Source organism: Streptomyces sp. NPDC046860, assembly GCF_040645115.1.
Taxonomy (GTDB): domain Bacteria; phylum Actinomycetota; class Actinomycetes; order Streptomycetales; family Streptomycetaceae; genus Streptomyces.
In genome coordinates, this window is record NZ_JBEYXQ010000019.1 from 16,785 (window position 1) to 35,869 (window position 19,085).

A 19,085-nucleotide genomic window follows, 5' to 3' on the forward strand; every position below is an offset into this window, starting at 1 on the left:
CCCCGCGCTCAGGAGGCGTGTCGGACCGGCTCTGCTCCGGTCTGGATCAGGAAGTCGGTGAGTACTTGGGCGAGTCGTTCGGGTTGGTCCTCGGGGATGAGGGTGGACGAGTCGGCGATCTCGACCAGTCGGCCCTGCGGATACAGCTCGGCCAGCCGGGGGCCGTGCTCACGCGGCATCAACCGGTCCTCGGTCGCCCAGACGACGAGTACCGGGCGGTCGAAGGTACGCAGTCGCTCGCTCCAGGCGAGCAGGGTCTTGCGTCCGGGTGCCCCGGTGGCGAATTTGGCGAAGTCCCGGCGGATGGCCCTGCTGCGGGTGGCGGGAGCGAACCAGTCGTCCATGATCTCGTCGGGGATGCCACGCAGGCTCATCCCTCCGTATCCGCCCCGGACATGCCGGAAGGCGGGAACGCGCATGAGCCGCGTCAGGAGCCACACGCCGCCGGGAACCCTGCACACCTGCGCCATGGCCTTGGCGGGCCCCGGAGGAAAGTTGTCGAAGGCCTCGCAGGCCACCAGCACCAGGCGCGCGATGTGCCGGCCCTGACCTTCCGACACGAGGAACTGGCCCCCGCCCCAGTCATTGAGGACGAGGGTCACCTGGTCGAGGCCGAGTTCCTCGATGAACTCGCCCAGGAGTCGGGCGACGCCGCGCTGGGACAGGTCGGCGTCTCGGTTCATCGGCTGACGGTGACCGCCCAGGGGCAGCGTGGGCAGGACGCAGCGGTATCCGTCCAGGAGTGGGACCACTTTGCGCCACTGGGTCTCGTTCATCGGAAGACCGTGGCCGAACACCAGCACAGGCCCTTCACCGCCGGTGTCCTGGTAGTCGATCGGTCCGGACGACAGCTCGATCCTCGGCACCTCTACCCCCACTTGATAGATCGTTCTACTCTAATTCTCGATGAGTGAGGGGTGGGAGGCAATGGGAAAGTCGGACACGCGAGCCAGGATTCGGGGCGCCGCCGCTGTACTGTTCCGTCGGCACGGCTACTCGGCCACCGGCCTGAAGCGGATCGCGGCAGAGGCGGACGCACCCTTCGGCTCGATCTACCACTTCTTCCCCGGCGGCAAGCAGCAACTGGCCGAGGACATGATCCGGACGTCTGGAGCCGAGTACGGGCGTATGGTCCTGGCTCTGCTGGACAGCGTGCCGGATCCCGCGGAGTCCCTCGTGAACGCATTCGACGCGGCCGCGGACGACCTGGCGGGGGCCGACTATGCCGACGCATGCCCGATCGGGACCGTAGCCCTGGAAGTCGCGAGCAGCAATGAGGTGTTGCGGGTCGCTACGGCGGAGGTGTTCGAGGAGTGGGTGGGCGCCGCAACGGGGTGGTTCGGCCGCTGGGTGGCCGAACCGAAGACGGCGCAGTCCCTCGCGTACTCGATGGTCATGATGTTGGAGGGGGCTTTCATGCTCAGCCGGGCTGCCCGTGATCCGGAACCGCTGCGGGTGGCCGGCCGATCGATGGCCGAACTGTTGCGCACGGCAGTCGCTCAGGGCGGCGAGGACTGATTCCGGACAGCGAGGAAGGCCCCCTGTGCGTGTCCTCTTCCAGTTCAGGCTCTCGCCCACACCGGCCGGGATCCGGCAGAGAACGAGGCCGGCCACCCGGTCTCTCAGAACAGGGAGTCCCAGAACGCCGTTTCCGGGTCGGGTTCTTCTGGATGGAGCATGCGGCGTCTGCAGCGCAAAAATCCTGGTTCGGTGGTGCCGGAGGCGGCGTTCATCCACGGAAGGGCGTCCATGGCTTGTGCACGTTCCTCGTCGGCGAGGGTGTCGACGGTCCAGTGGAGTTCCTCGGGTGCGGCCTGGTCGGTGAGGCAGAGCCAGCCGACCGCTGCCGCCAGGCGTGCTTCGGAGGCTTCGGTCCGGTCGTACCAACGGTCGCGCAGCCAGGTGACGGTCGGCGCGTGCGGGTGGGCCCGGGTGATCTCGGCGGTGGCCAGGAGCAGGGCGGCGCGGACGATGGCGTCGCTTTCGGCTCCGAGTCTGTCGGCCAGGGCGGTGCGGATGGAGTGGTCGGGGTCGGTGACGGTGGCCAGGACGTAGGCGGCATCGACGCGGATGGCGGGGGCGGAGTCTGCGAGGAGGGGCAGGAGTACGGGGGTTGCTCTGGTGATCGCGGCTCGGGCGGCGGCCACCGACCAGCCGGCCGGGTACCCGGTCACTTCGTAGCCGTAGTCGTCGTGGGTGTTGGGGGCGTGCCGCCGGGGATCGTTGCGATGGAGGAGGAACTCCTCACGGGAGGCGACGCCATGGTGACGGGCGCGGGCGGGGCCGGAGAGCATGGTGAGGGCGGCGGTGCGATACGGGTGGTGCGCGTCGATGGCCAGGGGGATGAGGAACGGTACGGCGAGGGCGGCGGCGGCCCGGCTGTCGTTGGCGCACAGGCCCCACAGCACATCCGTCGCGTCCTTGCCGGGTCCGCCGTCAGCGCGCAGGAGGTGCACGGCGTCCCGTACGTCACGTCCGTGAGGGAAGTTGCCCCAAGGGGCCGCATCGAGGTCCAGGCCCTGCCAGGATTCCGACAGGATGCCGGCCACCACCGCCCGGACGTCGAACGGGCCGCCCGAGAACGAGGCCAGGTCCGCCCCGTCCGCCAACTCCCGGCACATCGCGAACGTCGGATCGGTCCGCCAGTCCTTCACAGCACACCCCTGCCCTTACTCCACCGGAACTTGATCACGATGCCTGACCTTGTCCTCGACTCCGGCGCGGCTTGCCATACTGCCCGAATGGAGACGCGGGCCGTGGAGGCGGCACGACGCCGGCTGGCTGATCAGGGTGTCCGCGAGCTGCGTGGCGGGTGGGTGAGCGACGAGAATCCGGATGTTCTGCTGACGGCCAAGCAAGTAGCCCATTCGTGTGGCGGCGAACGGGAACGGCACGTGACCTGCGTGGCGCGGCACGGCATGGCGCGCGCGCAGCTACGGCGGTTGGGACGAGGCGGTCCGCCTCTGGTCACGGGTCGCGGCAAGGCACACCGAACAACGGAGAATGCAGAACATGATCCTGCCGAAGGTCAGGGATCCTCGTTTCATCACGATCCGCCGCGGCGGGACCCTCACTTGCCGGGAATCGGGAAAGCGGTGATCCCCTCACGCCTGTCCCCCGCTACGTCCGCACGCCGGCCTGGCCCTGATCCCGGCGCCGCCTCGGCCATGATGGACCGCACGGCGGCACCGGGACCCGTGGGTGTCAGGCCGTGGTCTCCGCCGTGGGCCAGGTGGTGCGGTGGTCGGCGGCGTTGAGGATCTTGTCGGGGTCGTCCACCGGCGGGTAGATCCAGTCGCTGTTGATCCGCTGCTTCAGCTCCTTGGCCTCCTGTCCGGTGAGCTGCACCGTGCGGTCCCAGCCCGAGGTCAGTACCGCTCCGGCGGGGCCGAGGTCGAGGCAGGTGACGTACGGGTCGGGGGCGAACGGGACGAGTTCGAGGCCGAGCAGGTCGGCCGCCACGTTGCGCCCCGCGAACTTGCCCAGCGGTACGGCGTGCTGGCAGCTCTGGGTCACCATGTGGTCGTCCTCGGCGCGTGCGGCCGCGGTGTCGCCCGCCGCGTAGACACCGGGGACGCCCTGGACGCGGAGATGGTCGTCGACCAGCAGTCGGCCCATACGGTCCCGCTCGCCGGGTACGAGCGCGGTGAGGTCGCTGGCCCGCATGCCGGCCGTCCAGACCGTGGCGGCGGTGGGGACGACCTCCGCGTCGGACAGGGTGACCGACCGCTCCCCGACCTCGTCGAGGGTCACCCCGAGGCGCAGCTCCACGCCGAGGTCGGCCAGTACGCCGGCGATGTGCGGACGCGGCCCCGCACCCAGCTCCGGCCCCACGACGTCCGCGCGCTCCACGAGCACGACGCATGCCTCGTCGCGCCGCTCGGCGGGGGCCAGTTCGCGCAGCCGCTCGGTCAGTTCGGTGGCGATCTCCAGGCCGGTGAAGCCGGCCCCGACCACCGTCACGGTGAACTGCCCCTCGAAGGGGCGCTGTTCGGCGACGCGCTTCAGGTGGTGGTCGAGGCGGGCTGCGGCACCCATCGTGTCGATGTCGAACAGGTGCTCCGCGCCAGGCAGTTCGGGACGTACGACCTGACTGCCCGCGGCGAGCACCAGCCGGTCGTACGGCAGGACGATCTCGCGTGCGTCACGCCCGAGGGCGACCATGCTCCGGTCGTCGGTGTCGATGGCGGTGACCGTGGCGGCGACGCGCCGGACGCCCACTGGACCGAGTACGCGGTCCAGCGAGACCCGCATGGTCTCGGGGGCGGCCTCGTACAGGCGGGGGCGGATCACGAGGTCGTCGCCGCTGCTCACCAGTGTCACCTGGATGTCGGCGGGATCGGTACCGCTCTCCCGCAGCGTGCGGACCGCGCCGATGGCGCTCCAGACACCCGCGAAGCCGCCACCGATAACCAGGATATTTTTCATCCAGATTCACCTTCCAAAAAAAGGGCGCGGCAGGAGCCTCGCCCTGATCGAAATCTGTTCAGTCCAGTCCGAACGCCCGGCGCACGGACGTGTCCATCGCGGGGGCGTGTGCGTCCGCCCGCAGGCGTACGTCCGCCAGCGTCTGCGCGGCCAGCGCCTCACGCCAGGCGCGCTCGGCCCGGTCCATCGACGCCTTGACCGCGCACGCCGTGCTGAAGTCGCTCACCGTGCACTCCCCCACAGTTCCGCACCGCCGGATCTCGGCGCACCGGAACACCGGCTCGCGGCCCTCGATGGCGTCGACCACATCGAGGAGCGTGATCGACGCGAGGTCCCGTGCCGGGCGGAAGCCACCGCGGGCGCCGGGCACCGACTCCAGCAGGCCGGCCTTGACCAGCAGCTGGAGCTGCTTGTTGAGGTAGGCGCGCGGCAGGTCGTGACCGGCGGCGAGGGTGGCCACCGCCACCGGCTCGTCACCGCCGGCCCACGCGAGATTCAGCAGCGTGTGCACGGCCCACTCGACTCCTCGGCTCAACCGCATACCTGGACCATATTCATCCAGGTTCGGAGCAGTCAAAACGGGAGGGCTGCCGTGGCCGCGGTGACGACCGTGTCAGGGGTCGATGCCCACGGCACCGGCCGAGCGAAGCGAACGCCCGAGGTCTCCGGTGAAAATGCGAGGGTGTCGTCGCCGTAGCCGCGCTCAATGACGCCTGCCAGGGCGGCGGGAGAGTCTCACGCGGAACCCGTACGGGCGACCGAGATACCGCCGAGACCGCCGTCGAGCAGCAACCCGGGAAGACGGCGTGGTAGCTGTCGTCGATCCACTGCATGGCCGCACGTCGGCGTTGTCGGACCGCTCGGGCTGATTCAGATCACGACGCGGTAGTGGGTGGTCAGGCGCCGGTCGTCGTCCAGGACATGGAAGGTGATGCCGGGCGGCTGGTCCCGGTCTGCGGGATTGTCGCCTTCCCAGGGCATGCGCAGGGTCCAGGTGACAGCCGGGCCGACGATCAGGGGACGGCCTGCGAAGGTCGAGGCGGCTGCCGTGTGTGCGTGTCCGGTCAGGACGGCGACGACGTGTGGGTGCGTCTCCAGCAGGGCCGCCAGCCGTTCGGGCTGCTCCAGCATCATGGAGTCGATTAGCGGGTGGTGGAGTTCTACCGGCGGCTGATGGAAGGCGATCAGCGCCGGGGTGTCCCGTGGCAGGGCGGCGAGAGTGGTGTCCATCCAGTCCAGCGTCGCCGCGTCGAGCCGGCCCTCGTCACGGCCGGGGATCGTGGAGTCGCACATCAGCACGGCGGTCCCGGAGATGTCGTGGAGCCGGTTGACGGGCGTGTCATCGGGCGTCTCCCCCAGCAGCGCCTTGCGGTAGGCCGGGCGCACATCATGGTTGCCCGGGCAGGTGAGCACGGGGAAGGGGGCAGCGAGAATCCGGGCCGCCTGCTCGTATTCGGCCTCCTCACCGTGATCGGCGATGTCACCGGTGACCAGGACCGCGTCGACCGGACGCGGCAACGCCCGCAGGTAGTCCATGACGCGCTCGGCGCGCCGGGTGGCCCTCTCACCGCCGTCCAGGTGCAGGTCACTGATCTGGGCAAGCAGCATCGTCATCGCTTCGTCCTCTCGTGGTGCGGGTGGTCGGGTGCGTCGGGGAGGGTTCAGTCAGTCGTTGCCGGCCCTCCGGCGGGCGGCGGCGTGTGCTGGTGGAGCGGTGGTGGATCGGCGTTCATCCGGTGTGTTGCCCGTCTGCCTCGGGGGCGGGGAGGCGCACTGCTACACGCGGGAGGAAGTAGCCGACGAGGGGGCCCATGCACAGTGCGATGAGTACGGTGCCGGCGCCGACGGTTCCGCCCAGGAGCCAGCCGGTTCCGGCGACGGCGATCTCGATGCCGGTGCGTACCGCGGCCACGGGCAGGCGGGTGAGCCGGACGAGTCCGGTCATGATGCCGTCGCGCGGGCCGGACCCGAACTGCGCACCGAGGTAGAGCGCGTCGAAGAAGGCCAGTGCGAGGAGGCCGAGCACGAGGTAGGCGATCTCGGCGAGTGTCCCCTGCGGGGGAGGGAGGACGGCCGCGGTGGCATCAGCTGCGAAGCCGACGATGGCGACGTTGAGGAGTGTGCCGAGGCCGGGCAGTTCTCGCAGCGGAATCCATGCGAGCAGTACCAGCAGGGAGATCAGGTTCGTCGCCCAACCGAACGAGACACCGAGACGTGTGGCGACGCCCTCGGTGAGTACGTTCCAGCTGGCTGCTCCCAATCCGGACTGGACGAGCGTCATCACGGCGGCTCCGTATCCGACCAGGCCGACCAGGAGTTGGAGGATGCGGCGGGTCGTGCGGCCCGCCCTGATCTGAGCGAGAGCGTTCAGTCGGGTCAGCACAGGCTGGTCGTGACGCACCTGGACGGGGACGTGCGCGGCGGCGGAAGCAGGAGATGCCATGCGGCAAGCCTGTAAGTATCTGGACCTCGATTCCATAGCCAGATTGCCTATGCTGGCGAGGTGAAAGTCAGTGCGCACGCGGTGGCCCGCATGCTGGGGACCTGGCAGGAGGGGCCCGGTCCGGCACATCAGCGTCTCTCCGACAGGCTGCGGCTCCTGGTCCTGGACGGACGTCTGCCTCTCGGGTCGGCCCAGCCGAGCGAGCGCGACCTGGCCACCGCGCTCTCCACCAGCAGAACCACCGTCAGCGCCGCTTACCGCACTCTCGTCGATCAGGGATACCTCGCCACACGGGCACGCGCCAGGGCGACGGTGCGGCTGCCAGATGACCCGCCGCCCGAGCGCAGGAGCACTGCGGACCATGCGGCCATCGACCTGTCCTTCGCCGCTCCGCCCGCACCGGTCGAGATCCTCCACACCGCGTTCGCGACCGCGCTCGAACAGTTGCCGCGGCACTTCGAGCGGCACGGTTACGACCGGTACGGCATCGCGGAGCTGCGTGAGGCGGTGGCCGGCTGGTATCGACGGCGCTCCCTGCCCACCGCGCCCGATCACATCCTGATCACCAACGGTGCGCAGCACGCGCTCGCCCTTCTCGCACGTACCCTCCTGTCCCCACGCGACAGGGTGCTGATCGACCATCCGACCTACCCGCACGCGATCAGCACCTTCACCGAGGCACGCGCCCGGCTCCTGGCCGTCGCCTTGACACCGTCGGGCTGGGACACCGCACAGCTCCAGGACGTCGCCCGCAGCGCGCAACTGGCCTACCTGATACCCGACTTCCACAATCCGACTGGGCTCTGCATGCCCACAAGCATCCGCGCCGGCCTCCGGCTCGCCTGTCCCACAGTCGTCGTCGACGAGACCATGACCGACCTGGCCCTGGACGGAGCGAGCCCGGAGCCCTTCGCGCTGCACATGCCGACCGCGATCAGCATCGGCTCGGTCTCCAAGAGCATCTGGGGCGGCCTGCGCATCGGCTGGATCCGGGCGGCACCGTCTGTCCTGGAACGCGTCCAGCACAACCGCCACACCACGGACCTCGGCACCCCGGTCGTCGAACAACTCGCCGCAGCCGTACTCCTGAACGAGCACCAGACCCAGCGCCATGGCACACTCCAGCAACTGCGATCACAACGCGACGCACTGCAGAAGGCGCTCACCGAGCATCTGCCCGAGGTCCAGGCCCTTCGGCCCACCGGCGGCATCACGCTGTGGGCGACGTTCCCGCAGCCCATCAGCTCACGGCTGGCAGCGATCGCACCCGACCACGGAGTGACCATCGCAGCCGGACCACGCTTCGGCATCGGCGGCGCGTTCGAACGCAACATCCGACTGCCCTACACCCTCCCGCCCGGTCAACTGGCCGAAGCGATCGACAGGCTGGCACAAGCCCGGCGAGCACTCACGCGGGGCGCCACCGGTTCTCACACCCCTGCGCCTGTCGCGTGAGCGCCGACGGGGCGGTGAGTGCCGGCACGGTCGTGCCGTCGGAAGCTTCGCCGGAACCGGAGCGGTCGAGTTCGACAGCGTCTTCCGAGCCGGGGATCTCGCGCGTTCGCTTCGTTCGGCCGGTGCCATCGGTGCCGCCCCGGACGTGGCAAGCCCGCCCTTGGACCTCGTAGGACTACACACGACTGGCACTGCTCCCGTTGCCGTACCTCGCCGTGACAGTCGACGCCGTCGCCGCGATGCTGGGACGAGACCGCGAGCACAGCCATCACCCGGCGTGAGGATCTGAACCGATGACACCTGCTCCTACCGGTCGGCCGCCGCGCCGGCTCCCGGCTCCGCCATGGCCTGCGTAACCCTGTCCGCCAGTGGCGCGGCCGGCCCCGAGACGGTCTGGGAGCGCTACGCGAGCGTCGATGAATGGGCGTCCTGGTCCCCGCAGATCAAGGCGGTCCACTGCGCCGACCGCCGTCTGCGGCCCGGCATGAGCGGCACGGTGGAATCAGTCGTCGGCATCCACGTTGCCTTCTTCGTGGAAGCCGTCGACGAGGATCACCGCACCTGGGCGTGGCGGGTGCGCCTGGGCCGCATGCAGATCCGGCTGCACCACGGGGTGACGTCACAGGAACGCGGCACCACCACCAGCCTGACGATGGACGGCCCGAAGCCCGCACTCCTCGCCTACACTCCCCTTGCCCGCCTCGCCTTGCATCGCCTCGTACAGCCCTGACCCGGTGGACACGCTGATGCAGCACCGCGCGTGTTCGCCGCTATTCGCCCGGCAGGGCTGAGCCGGCCCCGACCGGGCGGACCGGCCGACCCTCACTGCATCCCGGCCGCCGCTCTGGTGTCGGCCGGGCGGCGGCGGAGGGACGGGGTCGTCAGGGCCGGCAGGGACCACACGCCGTCCGGCGGGTAGAGGTCGGTGCCGGGCGGCACGATCTCGTCGATCCGGTCGAGCGCGGCGTCGTCCAGGGACACCGACGCCCCCTTGAGCGTGTCCTGGAGCTGGTCCATCGTGCGCGGGCCGATGATCACGGACGTGACGGCGGGATGCGCGAGCGGGAAGGCGACGGCCAGCTCCGGCAGCGTGCAGCCCACCTCGTCGGCGACGGCCACCAGCCGCTCCACGGCCGCCAGCTTCTTGGCGGTCAGCGGGGACGCGGGGGCGAAGCGGGCCGAGTTGAGCTTGGGCCGCCCGCTGCTCAGGTCGATGTCCTGGCCCTGGCGGTATCGGCCGGTCAGGAAGCCGGAGGCCAACGGGCTCCAGGTCAGCACGCCCATGCCCAAGCGCTGCGCCACGGGCAGCACGTGCTTCTCGACGCCGCGCGCGAGCAGCGAGTACGGCGGCTGCTCGGTGCGGAACCGGTGCAGCCCCCGGCGCTCGGCCACATGGTGGGCGTCGACGATCTGTTCCGCCGGGAAGGTCGAGCAGCCGAACGCCCTGATCTTGCCCTGGCGTACGAGATCGGTCAGGGCGGAGAGCGTCTCCTCGACGTCGGTCGTGTGATCGGGGCGGTGCACCTGGTAGAGGTCGATCCAGTCCGTGCCCAGGCGGCGCAGGCTGTCCTCGACCGCCCGGACGATCCAGCGCCGGGAGTTGCCGCCCCGGTTGGGGCCCTCGCCCATCGGGAAGTGGACCTTCGTCGCCAGTACCACGTCGTCGCGGCGGTCCGCCAACGCCTTGCCGACGATGGTCTCGCTCTCCCCGGCCGAGTACATGTCGGCCGTGTCGACGAAGTTGATCCCCGCGTCGAGCGCGGCATGGATGACCCGCACGCTCTCGTCGTGGTCGGGGTTGCCGATCCGGCCGAACATCATGGTGCCGAGGCAGTACGCGCTGACCTCGATACCCGTCCCGCCCAGAACCCGGTGACGCATGCGACTCCCCCACGTTGTAACTGAGTTGAGAACGCCGCGACCCTACGAGTTGGAGTGCGCTACAGCGCAAGGGGTTTGACCGGCGTACTCCACCGGTGACCGGCGTACTCCACGGTGACCGACTTCGTGCGGACGCGCGTCCGTGCCGCACAGACGTTCAGAGGCTGCTGGGGGCCGGCTCGTTCTCGCGGGCGGGATCGGTTGCGGTGTTCAGCACTCGGGCTCCGGCCGCGGTGGTGGCGCAGAGCACGGTGAGGAGGACGAAGGCCGTGTTGAGGGCGACGAGGTGGGTCAGCCAGCCGATGACGGCGGGGCCGGCGAGCATGCCGACGTAGCCCAGTCCTGCGACGCGTGAGACGTTCGCGCCCGCGGTGGAGGGGTCGGTGTGCCCGGCGGCGCTGAACAGTTGGGGGACGCAACCGGACAGGCCCAGGCCGAACAGCGCCCATCCGGTGAACGCGGCCCACATCCACGGGCAGAGGGCCGCGAGAGTGATGCCGAAGGCGGCTGTGGTCGCGCCGTACCGCAGGACGGCCTGGGAACCGAACCGGGCGACGACGCGGTCCGCGAGCAGCCGGCCGACGGTCATGGCGGCCGCGAAGGTGCCGTAGGCGAAGGCGGCCACGCTTGCGGGGGCGCCGAGGACGTCCTTGAGGTGCAGGGCGCTCCAGTCGTTGGCGGCGCCCTCGCACAGCATGACCATCAGCGCCAGGACGGCGAGGAACCAGATGCGACGCGTGGGACCGCGCGGCCCGACGGTCGGGGACGCTTCGGCTTCCTGCGCGGGCTCCCCGTGTTCGGGGACGGATTTTGCAGGCAGCAGGGCACCGGCCGATGCCAGGGCGATCATGATGCCCACGGAGCCCATGGCGGCCATACCCGTGGCCTGGCCCACGTCCGCGCTCGCCGCAGCCGCCGCGGCGAGCGCGGCGATGACTCCGCCTACGGAGAACGTGGCGTGGAAGCCGGACATGACGGGTCGGCCGTAGGCCTTCTCCACATGGACGGCGTGGGCGTTCATGCTCACGTCCAGGGAGCCGTTGCAGAACCCGAAGACCAGCAGGGCGCCGGCCAGCGTCCACGGATTCTCGGCCAGGCCGGGCAGGACCAGGGACGCTCCACAGAGTGCGCCACTGGCGCAGACGACGACGCGGGCGCCGAGGCGGTCGGTCAGGGGGCCGGCGACCCGCATACCGAGGAAAGCGCCCAGACCGAGCAGCACCAGCAGGCCGCCGAGCGCGGCGTGGCTGATGCCGACGCGTTCCTCGATGGCGGGGATGTGCACCACCCACGCGCCCATGAGGGTGCCGCACAGGACGAAGTAGACGTAGGTGGCCAGGCGGGCGGCCCGTAGCGAACGTTCCATGCCGGGAACACTAACGAACATGCGAGATGTTCGTAAGAGGCATGAATGAACATCTTGAGTGTTTGACTTCTGGTGGTGTTCAATCGCGGGTATGAGCAACGCAGACCGGCACAGGCTGATCGCGAAGGTGGTCAGGGACTCGGGCGGCGCCACGGTCCAGGAACTCGCCGAGTTGACCGGCGCGTCGGAGATGACCGTCCGGCGCGACCTCGACACCCTCGCCGCCCAAGGCGTACTCGAACGCGTTCGCGGCGGCGCGCGCACCTTGCTGCTCCGGGGCGAGGAGCCGCCCTTCGCGCTGCGCGTCCACGAGGCGGTCGACGCCAAGCGCAGGATCGCCGCCGAGATCTCCGCTCTCATCGCGGACGGCGAGAGCGTCGTCCTGGACAGCGGCACCACCTGCCGGGAGGTGGCCCGCCTGCTGCGCGAGCGGCCCGTCACCGTGATGCCGTTGTCGCTACAGGCCATCCACCTGTTCAGCAAGGCACCCGGCCCCGCGACGCTGGTCGTGCCGGGCGGAGAGCCCCGCGCCGCAGAGGGGGCGCTCACCGGCCCACTGACCCTCGCCTCGCTGGCGGCCCTACGCTTCGACACCGCCGTCATGGGCTGCTGCGGGCTGAGTGCGGCCAACGGTCTGACCGCCTACGACCTCGACGACGCCGCGGTGAAGAAGGGGAGCATCGCTTCCGCCCGCCGTGTCGTCGTCGCGTCCGACGGCAGCAAGCTGGGCCACACCGCCTACGCCCATGTCGCCCCTCCCGCCGATCTGCACACCCTGGTGACCGACGCCAGCGCGCCCGCCGGAGAAATCGCCGCGCTCGAACACGCTGGGACTGCCGTCCGGGTCGTCTGACCGTTACGTTCGGTTCGAGTCTCCCGGGCCTTCCGGGCGTCCGGCCACCCCCAGCGCCCGGCCGGGCCTAGTCCGTCACTCCGGGAGCCGATGAGATCTCCTGGATCACCTCCCAGAAGGCGTCGGAGCCTGGAGCAAGGGTGTGTGCGAGCAGGGCTCGGCGTACTGCCCGTGCGTGAGCCGGGCGGGCTTCGGCGAGGGCGGCCCGGCCGTCGGCCGTTGCGGCGATCAACATGCGCCTGCCATGTCCGTCTTCGCGCCGCACCAGACCTCGTTCGGTCATCCGGGAGAGCTGGCGCGACAGGCGAGGGCGCTTCCATCCCAGCATGTCGCCGAGATCCTGCTGGGGCATGCGGCCGTCGCCGTTCTCGATCACACGTGAGAGGACGGCGAAGTCGGCTTCGGACAGCCCGGCCGCACGGTGAATCTCTTGCGCGACGGCGGCGAGCACCGCCTCGTTCGCCCGCTTCCAGGCGGTCCACCGTGCCGTCTCGGAGTCGTTGAGGGGCTGCGTCATGGAGTCACCCTACCGTTGAGTTGCCATGTAAACATGAAAGGTCCACGATGGTTTACATGGCAACTCACGAGAAGCGAGCGGTACTCATCACTGGCGGTGGCTCGGGTATCGGCCTCGGCCTGGCCGAGCGGCTTCTGGCCGCCGGACACCGCGTCCTGGTCACCGGCCGCAGTCCGGGCCGGCTCACCGCGGCGGCCGACCGGCTGCCCGGCCTCGAGATCTTCGTCAACGACATCGCCAACCCTGAAGGACGACAGCGACTTGCCGATCACGTCGTGCAGGTCATGCCGGAGCTGGATGTACTGATCAACAATGCCGGTGTCCAGCGACGGGTGGGCATCGCCTCGGACCGATCCCCCTGGGCCGAGTCGCAGAACGAGATCGACATCCTGTTCGCCGCGCCGGTCCACCTCGGCCGGCTGCTCGTCCCGTACATGCTGGCCCACGGACGTCCCGGTGTACTGGTCAACGTCACGTCCGGCGGAGCCTTCTTCCCGCAGCCGTTCGCCCCGCTCTACAGCGCGGCCAAAGCTGCGCTGCACAGCTACACCGTGAACCTGCGTCACGCCTTGCGAACCACCCCGGTCCGAGTGGTGGAACTCATCCCCCCGGCAGTTTCCACCGCACTCGCCGGCCCCGGCCAGGCGCACGGTGCCGATCTGGACGAGTTCTGCGACACCGTCTTCCCCCTACTGGACGGCTCGCACTCCGAAGTAGGTTTCGGCCCGACCGCCACGCCGGGCTTCACCGCACAACGCGCCACCGAGCAGAACGCTTTCGAGGCCATGTCCAGTCGCTTCGACGTTCCCGTTTACCAGCCCCACGTTCTTGTACCGGAATGACTTTCTGCCCTGGCGGCCTCACGTAGCCTGGGCCCCACTCGCGTGACCAGCGTCGATCGGCCCGATCGACAAGGCCCTATTTCTGGCGAGAACTTCGGGGACGCTGAGGGCGAAGACCACCCGCGAGGCCGCGGAAGCAGGGTGACAGGACGTCAGTCGCGCGCCCGCTCCGACACCCCCCGTTCCACGCAGAACTCGTTGCCCTCGGGGTCGTACAGCGTCACCCACCCGGTTCCGTCCGGCCTGCGGTGGTCTCCCTGAAGCGTGGCGCCGAGCGAGAGCAGGCGCTCGACCTCCTCGTCCCGGGTACGGTCCTGGGGCTGGAGGTCCAGGTGCACGCGGTTCTTGCCCGCCTTGCCGTCCTCGACTCGGACGAAGAGCAGGGTGGCGGCAGCACTCGTGACCGAGGCTTCCGGGTCCCCCGGGAAGTCGTCATCAGCCAGCGAGCCGTCCAGCGCCTGGGCCCAGAAGCCCGCGAGCACGAACGGGTCGGCGGCGTCCACGGTGACATGACGTATCAGCGAAGTCATGAACCAAGCCGATCACGCATCTCCCCGGCCGTCCAGATATCGCCCACGCCAAACCGAGTCGGAGCCGGAACTGAGCACCGCGCTCTGCCCCGTCCGGGGATGGCCGGACGCAGCCTACGTCCATGCGCAGTGGCGTGTCAGGCCGTGGCGGCCACTCCTCGGGAAGCAGTACGGGATGACCACAGCCGTTGATGAAGGATTGCGAAGGCAGTGCACGCGATGGGGAGGATCACGGCCGCAGTGGCCAGGATGCCGACGATGACCGGGGCGAGGATGCCGGCGTAGTACGCGGCGAAGGAATTTCCCGTTGCCGCTTCGAGGAGGCCACGCACAAGCGGCCGTAGCGGCAGCGCGACCTGCACCACCAGCCGGACCACCCCGGCGGTGAGCGCGGCCAGCGGGAGCGCGAGCGCGACGACACGGACCGCTCCGAAGCGCGTCCATGTCAGCGACCAGGACCTGCGCAGGGCCGCGACGGGCGCAACGTCGGCGGCCGCGCAGGCGGGGGCGAGGCTCAGCGCGAGGCGCAGCAGCACGGCGACGAAGACGGCGACCGCAGGAGACGCGGTCACGCAGGTGAAGAGCCAGGATCCGCGTTCCAGGACTTGCTCGTCGGTGTCGAGCTGGTAGCCGGTGAGGCTGTGTGCGAACTCCTCGGTGAGCAGCGGCAGGGGCCACACGATCAGGCCACGCAGCGCGTACACGGCGAGCACCGGCCGCAGCCTCGCGAAGGCCACGCCGGGCGGCGGCTCATCCTGTGACGAATCACTGGAGACTGCGGCGACTACCCGGGAACACACAGTCTGCACAGCCGCGCTGCCGATCCCGAGGAGGAGCAGGAAGAGCGGGAGCGCAGCGAGGGCGACCAGTGCCAGGTCGGTGTGGTCGTGCAGGTAGGGCTCCTCGTTCTGCTGGTACCAGACGCGCTGGTCGCGCATACGGGTGAAGCAGGGCCAGGCGAGCGCGAATACCGCGGCCGTCATCAACGTCCCGGCCAGTGCGTACAGGGCCACGACGCGTATCGTCGCCCGCGCCAGAAAGCGGCGGTGCCGCCACAGCACGGCGCATGTCATCGCGGCCAGTCCGCGCCGCCCCTCACCGCTCGGCGGTGACACCGTCGGGATGTGCTGTGTCGGCATGAGGGCGCGCCTTCTCTTCGTCGCAAGGTGGTTCCGGGGCAAGACGCGAAGGCGACCCGCCATGGTTCTTCGGGCCTACGTAGCACCGTCCCAGTCACCGAGACCTCCAGCCGCCACGTCCACCGTCCGCGCGTACGGGGGCGCATCGCCCGCAACCCTCGACAGATTCCATCGGGCCGCCGACTCCCTCCGCTTCACCCGAGCGCTGCAGGGCATCCCCGGACCATCCCTTCTGTTTCCGTTGCGCTCTTCGAGATGCACGACGAATGAACGCCTCGCCTCTCCGCCCCGACGCTATGGGCGTTATCCACCGTAAACTCTCTCTTAGTTCCTCCATGCCACCCAACGCACCGAAATGCAACCGCCATTTGATCCCTAGCACCGCAGCGAGAGACACTGCGTGACGGATGCACGTCCTCGGCCGAGCGGCACTCGCTTCGGCAGCCTCTCACGCAGGCCACCGGGGACCATTTACCCAATGATTACAGGGCAGTTGACCTCGGGTTTTCGTGGTAGCGTCTTCATTAATAAAAACAGGGCAACCTGAAAGGGAAATCGTGAACACGGAGAAAATTTCCGCTCGTCGTCTCTCTTGGGAAGACGTGACGAAGCTCGACACGAAGGACAGAATCTTTGTTTCCGCCGACACGGCAGAACTGAAGCTTCCCGGCTGCTACGTCCCTGCTTTTCTGACCAAGCCCGGTGAGAATTTCGAGGGTGGCTCGATCACCGCGCGAACCGTGTTCCAGGAAGAGATCTCCTGCCTTCCCGACGACGAAAATGAAGCCGGACTGTTCGTGGCCGATGAGGACGGGCCGGCGACCATCGAGGTCCTCCAGTCCGCCGGCGTCGTGCTGGACCTGGCGCTCTTCGTCCCCAGCGGGGACAAGGGGGCGCTCAGCGCCCTCTACGCCGCGGCCCGGCAGGCGTTCGGCGCCGATGTCGTGCAGATCTGGCGCCAGGGCCTCAAGGAGGTCCCTGACGTGAAGGTCGACATCTTCGAGGAGCAGATACCCCGGGGGCGCAAGGGCAACGAGACCCCCAAGCGTGACCGTCGAGCGATCGACACGTACCCCACCCGCGCGGACTTCATCGAGTTCACCGCTGGATGGAAGCCGGTCGTCGAGATCCACAAGCCGGTCATCGACGACACCCCCACCATCTGAACCCGCGTCACGCAATGCGCGTGACGCCCGCCGCCCCCTCACCCTCCTCGGCCCTGCCTGAGTTCAGCGCGCGGGGAGGGTCCGCGGAGGCCCGACGCTCTGGCTTCGGCGGCACCCAGTCCGTCGTAGTTCAGGTCGCGCTTGCCCTGAAGACGCAGCCGAGACAGACCCTCTTCCGCCAGCGGTGAACAACCGTCCGTGCGAACTTGACGGTCACTACCGTTCAGTCCCATGACGACGGTCACCACGCGTTCAGTGGAGTATCCAGCCGACAACCTGACGATGATCGGGCACCTCGCGCTTCCGTCCGGAGCCGATCGTCGGCCCGCGGTCCTGATCGGGCCCGAGGGGATGGGACTCAGTCACGTCGAGCGTGGCCGGGCCGAGGCCCTGGCGGAGTTGGGGTACGTGGCACTGGCCTTCGACCTGCACGGCGGTCGCTACCTGAGCGATCCCGAGGAGATGCTGGCCCGTTGCCTGCCGCTGCTCGCCGATCCCGACCGGATGCGGTGCATCGGCCACGCCGCGCTTGACGTGTTGCGCACCGAATCGCGGGCCGACCTCGACCGCATCGCGGCGATCGGTTACGGCACCGGGGGCGCCATCGCCTTGGAACTCGGGCGCGATGGCGTCGACCTGCGCGCGATCGGGACAGTCAACGCACTCACCACGGGCCGACCGGACGAAGCGGCACGTATTCGCTGCCCGGTGTGGGCCGGAGTCGGGTCGGAAGACTCGATCATGCCGCCCGCGCAACGGGAGGCCTTCACCGCCGAGATGCAGGCCGCAGGCGTCGACTGGCGCCTCACGGTCTACGGCGGAGCGTTGCACGCTTTCCACCACCCACCGGTCGACCACGCCGCGCCCCCCGGTGTCGGCTACCACCCACGGCACGCACAGCGAGCTTGGCGCGATGTCCTGGACCTGCTCACCGAGTGCGTGCCCGTAACGCAGTGATCCGGTGACCCACCGAAACAGGAGCAGTGGCACCACTGAGTTCGAGCGGCCTAGATCGTTTTTGCTGCCGGTGCGGAGGAACAGTGCTCAGGGACAAAACTGCCGTCATCACGGGCGGATCCCGAGGGATCGGCCGGGCGATCGTTGAACGGTTGTGCCGCGACGGAGCGAGCGTGGTCTCGAGCAGTTGTCTGCCATCGCCGCCCGGGAACTCGGGCAACGTGGCATCACGGTCGACACCGTCTCCCCCGGTGCGACCGACACCGAGCTGCTCAGTGGAACCAATCCCCCGCAAGCCATCCAAGCGGTCATCGGCATGACACCTCTTGGACGACTGGGCCAACCGGCCGACATCGCGGATGTCGTAGCCTTCCTCGCAGGCCCAGACGGCAGGTGGATCACCGGCCAGAACCTTCGGGTGACGGGCGGACTCACCTGAGCCACAGCCACTGCCGAACCGAAGGGCCCACAGCATGCGCGCCATGAGGAGGGCCACGACGTCACCGCCGGTCATGCTGATCCGCTACGGCGCGCTGCGCAAGGCCAGTACCGCCAAGTCGTCCTGCTGCGCGCCCTTGGTGAAGGCGTGAACATCCTCGACGAGTGAGTCGGTGACTCGGGCCACTCCTGCGGCAGCTCGTCATGCGGGTCCTCCTGCGGCGGCTGCAGCAGCTGACCAGGGTGGCTTGGTAGGTCGGATTCGGGGCTACGGCGCCTCGGTCAGCGGTAGTCGTTGAGCCAGTCACCCGGGATCAGGTCACGAACGCGATCGAGGTCTTCCGCCGTCCGGCCGCGGGCCAGGATGGCCATGCCGTCGTCGCGCAGGAGAGCGTCCTGGCCCAGGAACCACCGGATCGCGTGCTCCTCCTCACCGAGTGGATAGGCCGGGAACGGCAGCCGGGCGGCATTCGCCTCCAGCAGCGCGAGGCTCTCGTCGTCCGGGTCGAGGAAGTCGCAGAGTTCTCCATCAGCGTGCAGGGATTCGGACAGAACGATCTCCACGAAGGAGAGGGAAAGACGCTCCACCCATTCCTCCCAGCGCTCGGCGCTCTTGTCGGCCAGGTCGGGCCGGATGAACACCGCGGGGTCGTCGTCCTGGAGGCTGTCGAGGAGGATGCCCCAGGATGCGGCCCCCTGGTTCTCGTGCCGAAAGACCAGGGCCTCCTTGCTGTCATCCACGTACAACTCGGCCGGACCGAGCAGTACATCATGGTTGCTCGTCAGATCCCGACGACGTCCGAACAGCAGATACGCCTCACGCAGCACCGGCGGCAGCCGGACACCCAGCCTCTCTTCGGCAGCGACCAGCTCGCTCTCCGCCCACCCGTCCCCGATCTCCACGACGCCGGCCCAGTGGGCGGCGAAGCCCCGGATGAAGTTCCATGCGCCACCGGGGTCTTCTACAGCGCCGGCGAGGGACGTGGCGAGATCGAACTCTCGTGTCATGCCAGGACGATAACTTTCCCGCTCACTGGCGCTCGCCGCGCCCCGACTCACCGCGTCAGCGG

Annotated in this window: 19 protein-coding genes and 2 pseudogenes; 9 read left to right on the plus strand and 12 right to left on the minus strand. The window is 69.2% G+C overall.

Annotated features, from left to right (window positions below):
• Positions 1–8 precede the first annotated feature (8 nt).
• Complete coding sequence (locus ABZ898_RS23855; protein ID WP_361662636.1) at positions 9–866, minus strand: alpha/beta hydrolase; 858 nt, start codon at positions 864–866, stop codon at positions 9–11.
• A gap of 61 nt (positions 867–927) precedes the next feature.
• Here ABZ898_RS23855 and ABZ898_RS23860 point away from each other — a divergent pair, with 61 nt between their 5' ends.
• Positions 928–1,518: a TetR/AcrR family transcriptional regulator gene (locus ABZ898_RS23860; protein WP_361662374.1), complete on the plus strand. Its 591-nt coding sequence runs from the start codon at positions 928–930 to the stop codon at positions 1,516–1,518.
• 104 nt (positions 1,519–1,622) lie between these two features.
• Here ABZ898_RS23860 and ABZ898_RS23865 read toward each other — a convergent pair whose 3' ends face one another.
• The 5 genes from ABZ898_RS23865 to ABZ898_RS23885 form a co-directional block, all read right to left on the minus strand.
• The gene (locus ABZ898_RS23865) at positions 1,623–2,654 is read right to left on the minus strand and encodes a hypothetical protein (protein WP_361662377.1); all 1,032 of its coding nucleotides are present in this window, start codon (positions 2,652–2,654) and stop codon (positions 1,623–1,625) included.
• Positions 2,655–3,204: 550 nt separating this feature from the next.
• The gene (locus tag ABZ898_RS23870; protein WP_361662379.1) at positions 3,205–4,428 is read right to left on the minus strand and encodes an FAD-dependent oxidoreductase; all 1,224 of its coding nucleotides are present in this window, start codon (positions 4,426–4,428) and stop codon (positions 3,205–3,207) included.
• A gap of 58 nt (positions 4,429–4,486) precedes the next feature.
• Positions 4,487–4,969: an Rrf2 family transcriptional regulator gene (locus tag ABZ898_RS23875; protein ID WP_361662382.1), complete on the minus strand. Its 483-nt coding sequence runs from the start codon at positions 4,967–4,969 to the stop codon at positions 4,487–4,489.
• Between the two features lie 329 nt (positions 4,970–5,298).
• Positions 5,299–6,042 (minus strand): phosphodiesterase, encoded by a 744-nt coding sequence (locus ABZ898_RS23880; protein WP_361662384.1) that lies wholly within the window; start codon positions 6,040–6,042, stop codon positions 5,299–5,301.
• A 115-nt stretch (positions 6,043–6,157) separates the two neighbouring features.
• Positions 6,158–6,871 carry a hypothetical protein gene (locus ABZ898_RS23885; RefSeq protein ID WP_361662387.1) on the minus strand — a complete coding sequence of 238 codons (714 nt, stop codon included), beginning with the start codon at positions 6,869–6,871 and terminating at the stop codon, positions 6,158–6,160.
• Between the two features lie 60 nt (positions 6,872–6,931).
• Between ABZ898_RS23885 and ABZ898_RS23890 the strand changes: the two genes are divergently transcribed.
• Complete coding sequence (locus ABZ898_RS23890; protein ID WP_361662390.1) at positions 6,932–8,326, plus strand: PLP-dependent aminotransferase family protein; 1,395 nt, start codon at positions 6,932–6,934, stop codon at positions 8,324–8,326.
• A gap of 343 nt (positions 8,327–8,669) precedes the next feature.
• Positions 8,670–9,056 (plus strand): SRPBCC family protein, encoded by a 387-nt coding sequence (locus tag ABZ898_RS23895; protein WP_361662392.1) that lies wholly within the window; start codon positions 8,670–8,672, stop codon positions 9,054–9,056.
• 92 nt (positions 9,057–9,148) lie between these two features.
• Here the strand turns inward: ABZ898_RS23895 and ABZ898_RS23900 are convergent, their stop codons facing one another.
• Together ABZ898_RS23900 and ABZ898_RS23905 are read right to left on the minus strand one after the other, a co-directional pair.
• Positions 9,149–10,207 (minus strand): aldo/keto reductase, encoded by a 1,059-nt coding sequence (locus ABZ898_RS23900; RefSeq protein ID WP_361662395.1) that lies wholly within the window; start codon positions 10,205–10,207, stop codon positions 9,149–9,151.
• 157 nt (positions 10,208–10,364) lie between these two features.
• Positions 10,365–11,573 carry an MFS transporter gene (locus ABZ898_RS23905; RefSeq protein ID WP_361662398.1) on the minus strand — a complete coding sequence of 403 codons (1,209 nt, stop codon included), beginning with the start codon at positions 11,571–11,573 and terminating at the stop codon, positions 10,365–10,367.
• Positions 11,574–11,664: 91 nt separating this feature from the next.
• Between ABZ898_RS23905 and ABZ898_RS23910 the strand changes: the two genes are divergently transcribed.
• Positions 11,665–12,426: a DeoR/GlpR family DNA-binding transcription regulator gene (locus ABZ898_RS23910; RefSeq protein ID WP_361662401.1), complete on the plus strand. Its 762-nt coding sequence runs from the start codon at positions 11,665–11,667 to the stop codon at positions 12,424–12,426.
• Positions 12,427–12,493: 67 nt separating this feature from the next.
• Here the strand turns inward: ABZ898_RS23910 and ABZ898_RS23915 are convergent, their stop codons facing one another.
• Positions 12,494–12,943: a MarR family transcriptional regulator gene (locus tag ABZ898_RS23915; RefSeq protein WP_361662404.1), complete on the minus strand. Its 450-nt coding sequence runs from the start codon at positions 12,941–12,943 to the stop codon at positions 12,494–12,496.
• Positions 12,944–12,999: 56 nt separating this feature from the next.
• Here ABZ898_RS23915 and ABZ898_RS23920 point away from each other — a divergent pair, with 56 nt between their 5' ends.
• A complete protein-coding gene (locus ABZ898_RS23920) occupies positions 13,000–13,785 on the plus strand; it encodes an SDR family NAD(P)-dependent oxidoreductase (protein ID WP_361662407.1) in 786 nt (261 codons plus the stop codon).
• 152 nt (positions 13,786–13,937) lie between these two features.
• Here ABZ898_RS23920 and ABZ898_RS23925 read toward each other — a convergent pair whose 3' ends face one another.
• Together ABZ898_RS23925 and ABZ898_RS23930 are read right to left on the minus strand one after the other, a co-directional pair.
• The gene (locus ABZ898_RS23925; protein ID WP_361662410.1) at positions 13,938–14,315 is read right to left on the minus strand and encodes a VOC family protein; all 378 of its coding nucleotides are present in this window, start codon (positions 14,313–14,315) and stop codon (positions 13,938–13,940) included.
• A 137-nt stretch (positions 14,316–14,452) separates the two neighbouring features.
• Complete coding sequence (locus ABZ898_RS23930; RefSeq protein WP_361662413.1) at positions 14,453–15,454, minus strand: hypothetical protein; 1,002 nt, start codon at positions 15,452–15,454, stop codon at positions 14,453–14,455.
• Between the two features lie 557 nt (positions 15,455–16,011).
• Here ABZ898_RS23930 and ABZ898_RS23935 point away from each other — a divergent pair.
• The 4 genes and pseudogenes from ABZ898_RS23935 to ABZ898_RS23950 form a co-directional block, all read left to right on the plus strand.
• A complete protein-coding gene (locus ABZ898_RS23935; RefSeq protein ID WP_361662416.1) occupies positions 16,012–16,620 on the plus strand; it encodes a hypothetical protein in 609 nt (202 codons plus the stop codon).
• 231 nt (positions 16,621–16,851) lie between these two features.
• Positions 16,852–17,577, plus strand: a complete 726-nt coding sequence (locus ABZ898_RS23940) for a dienelactone hydrolase family protein (protein WP_361662419.1) — start codon at positions 16,852–16,854, stop codon at positions 17,575–17,577.
• An 83-nt stretch (positions 17,578–17,660) separates the two neighbouring features.
• A pseudogene (locus ABZ898_RS23945) lies at positions 17,661–17,720 on the plus strand (hypothetical protein); the annotation flags it as partial.
• Positions 17,721–17,749: 29 nt separating this feature from the next.
• A pseudogene (locus ABZ898_RS23950) lies at positions 17,750–18,016 on the plus strand (SDR family oxidoreductase); the annotation flags it as partial.
• Positions 18,017–18,297: 281 nt separating this feature from the next.
• On the opposite strand, the gene ABZ898_RS23955 reads toward ABZ898_RS23950, so the two are convergent.
• Positions 18,298–19,023, minus strand: a complete 726-nt coding sequence (locus tag ABZ898_RS23955; protein WP_361662422.1) for an SMI1/KNR4 family protein — start codon at positions 19,021–19,023, stop codon at positions 18,298–18,300.
• Positions 19,024–19,085 lie beyond the last annotated feature (62 nt).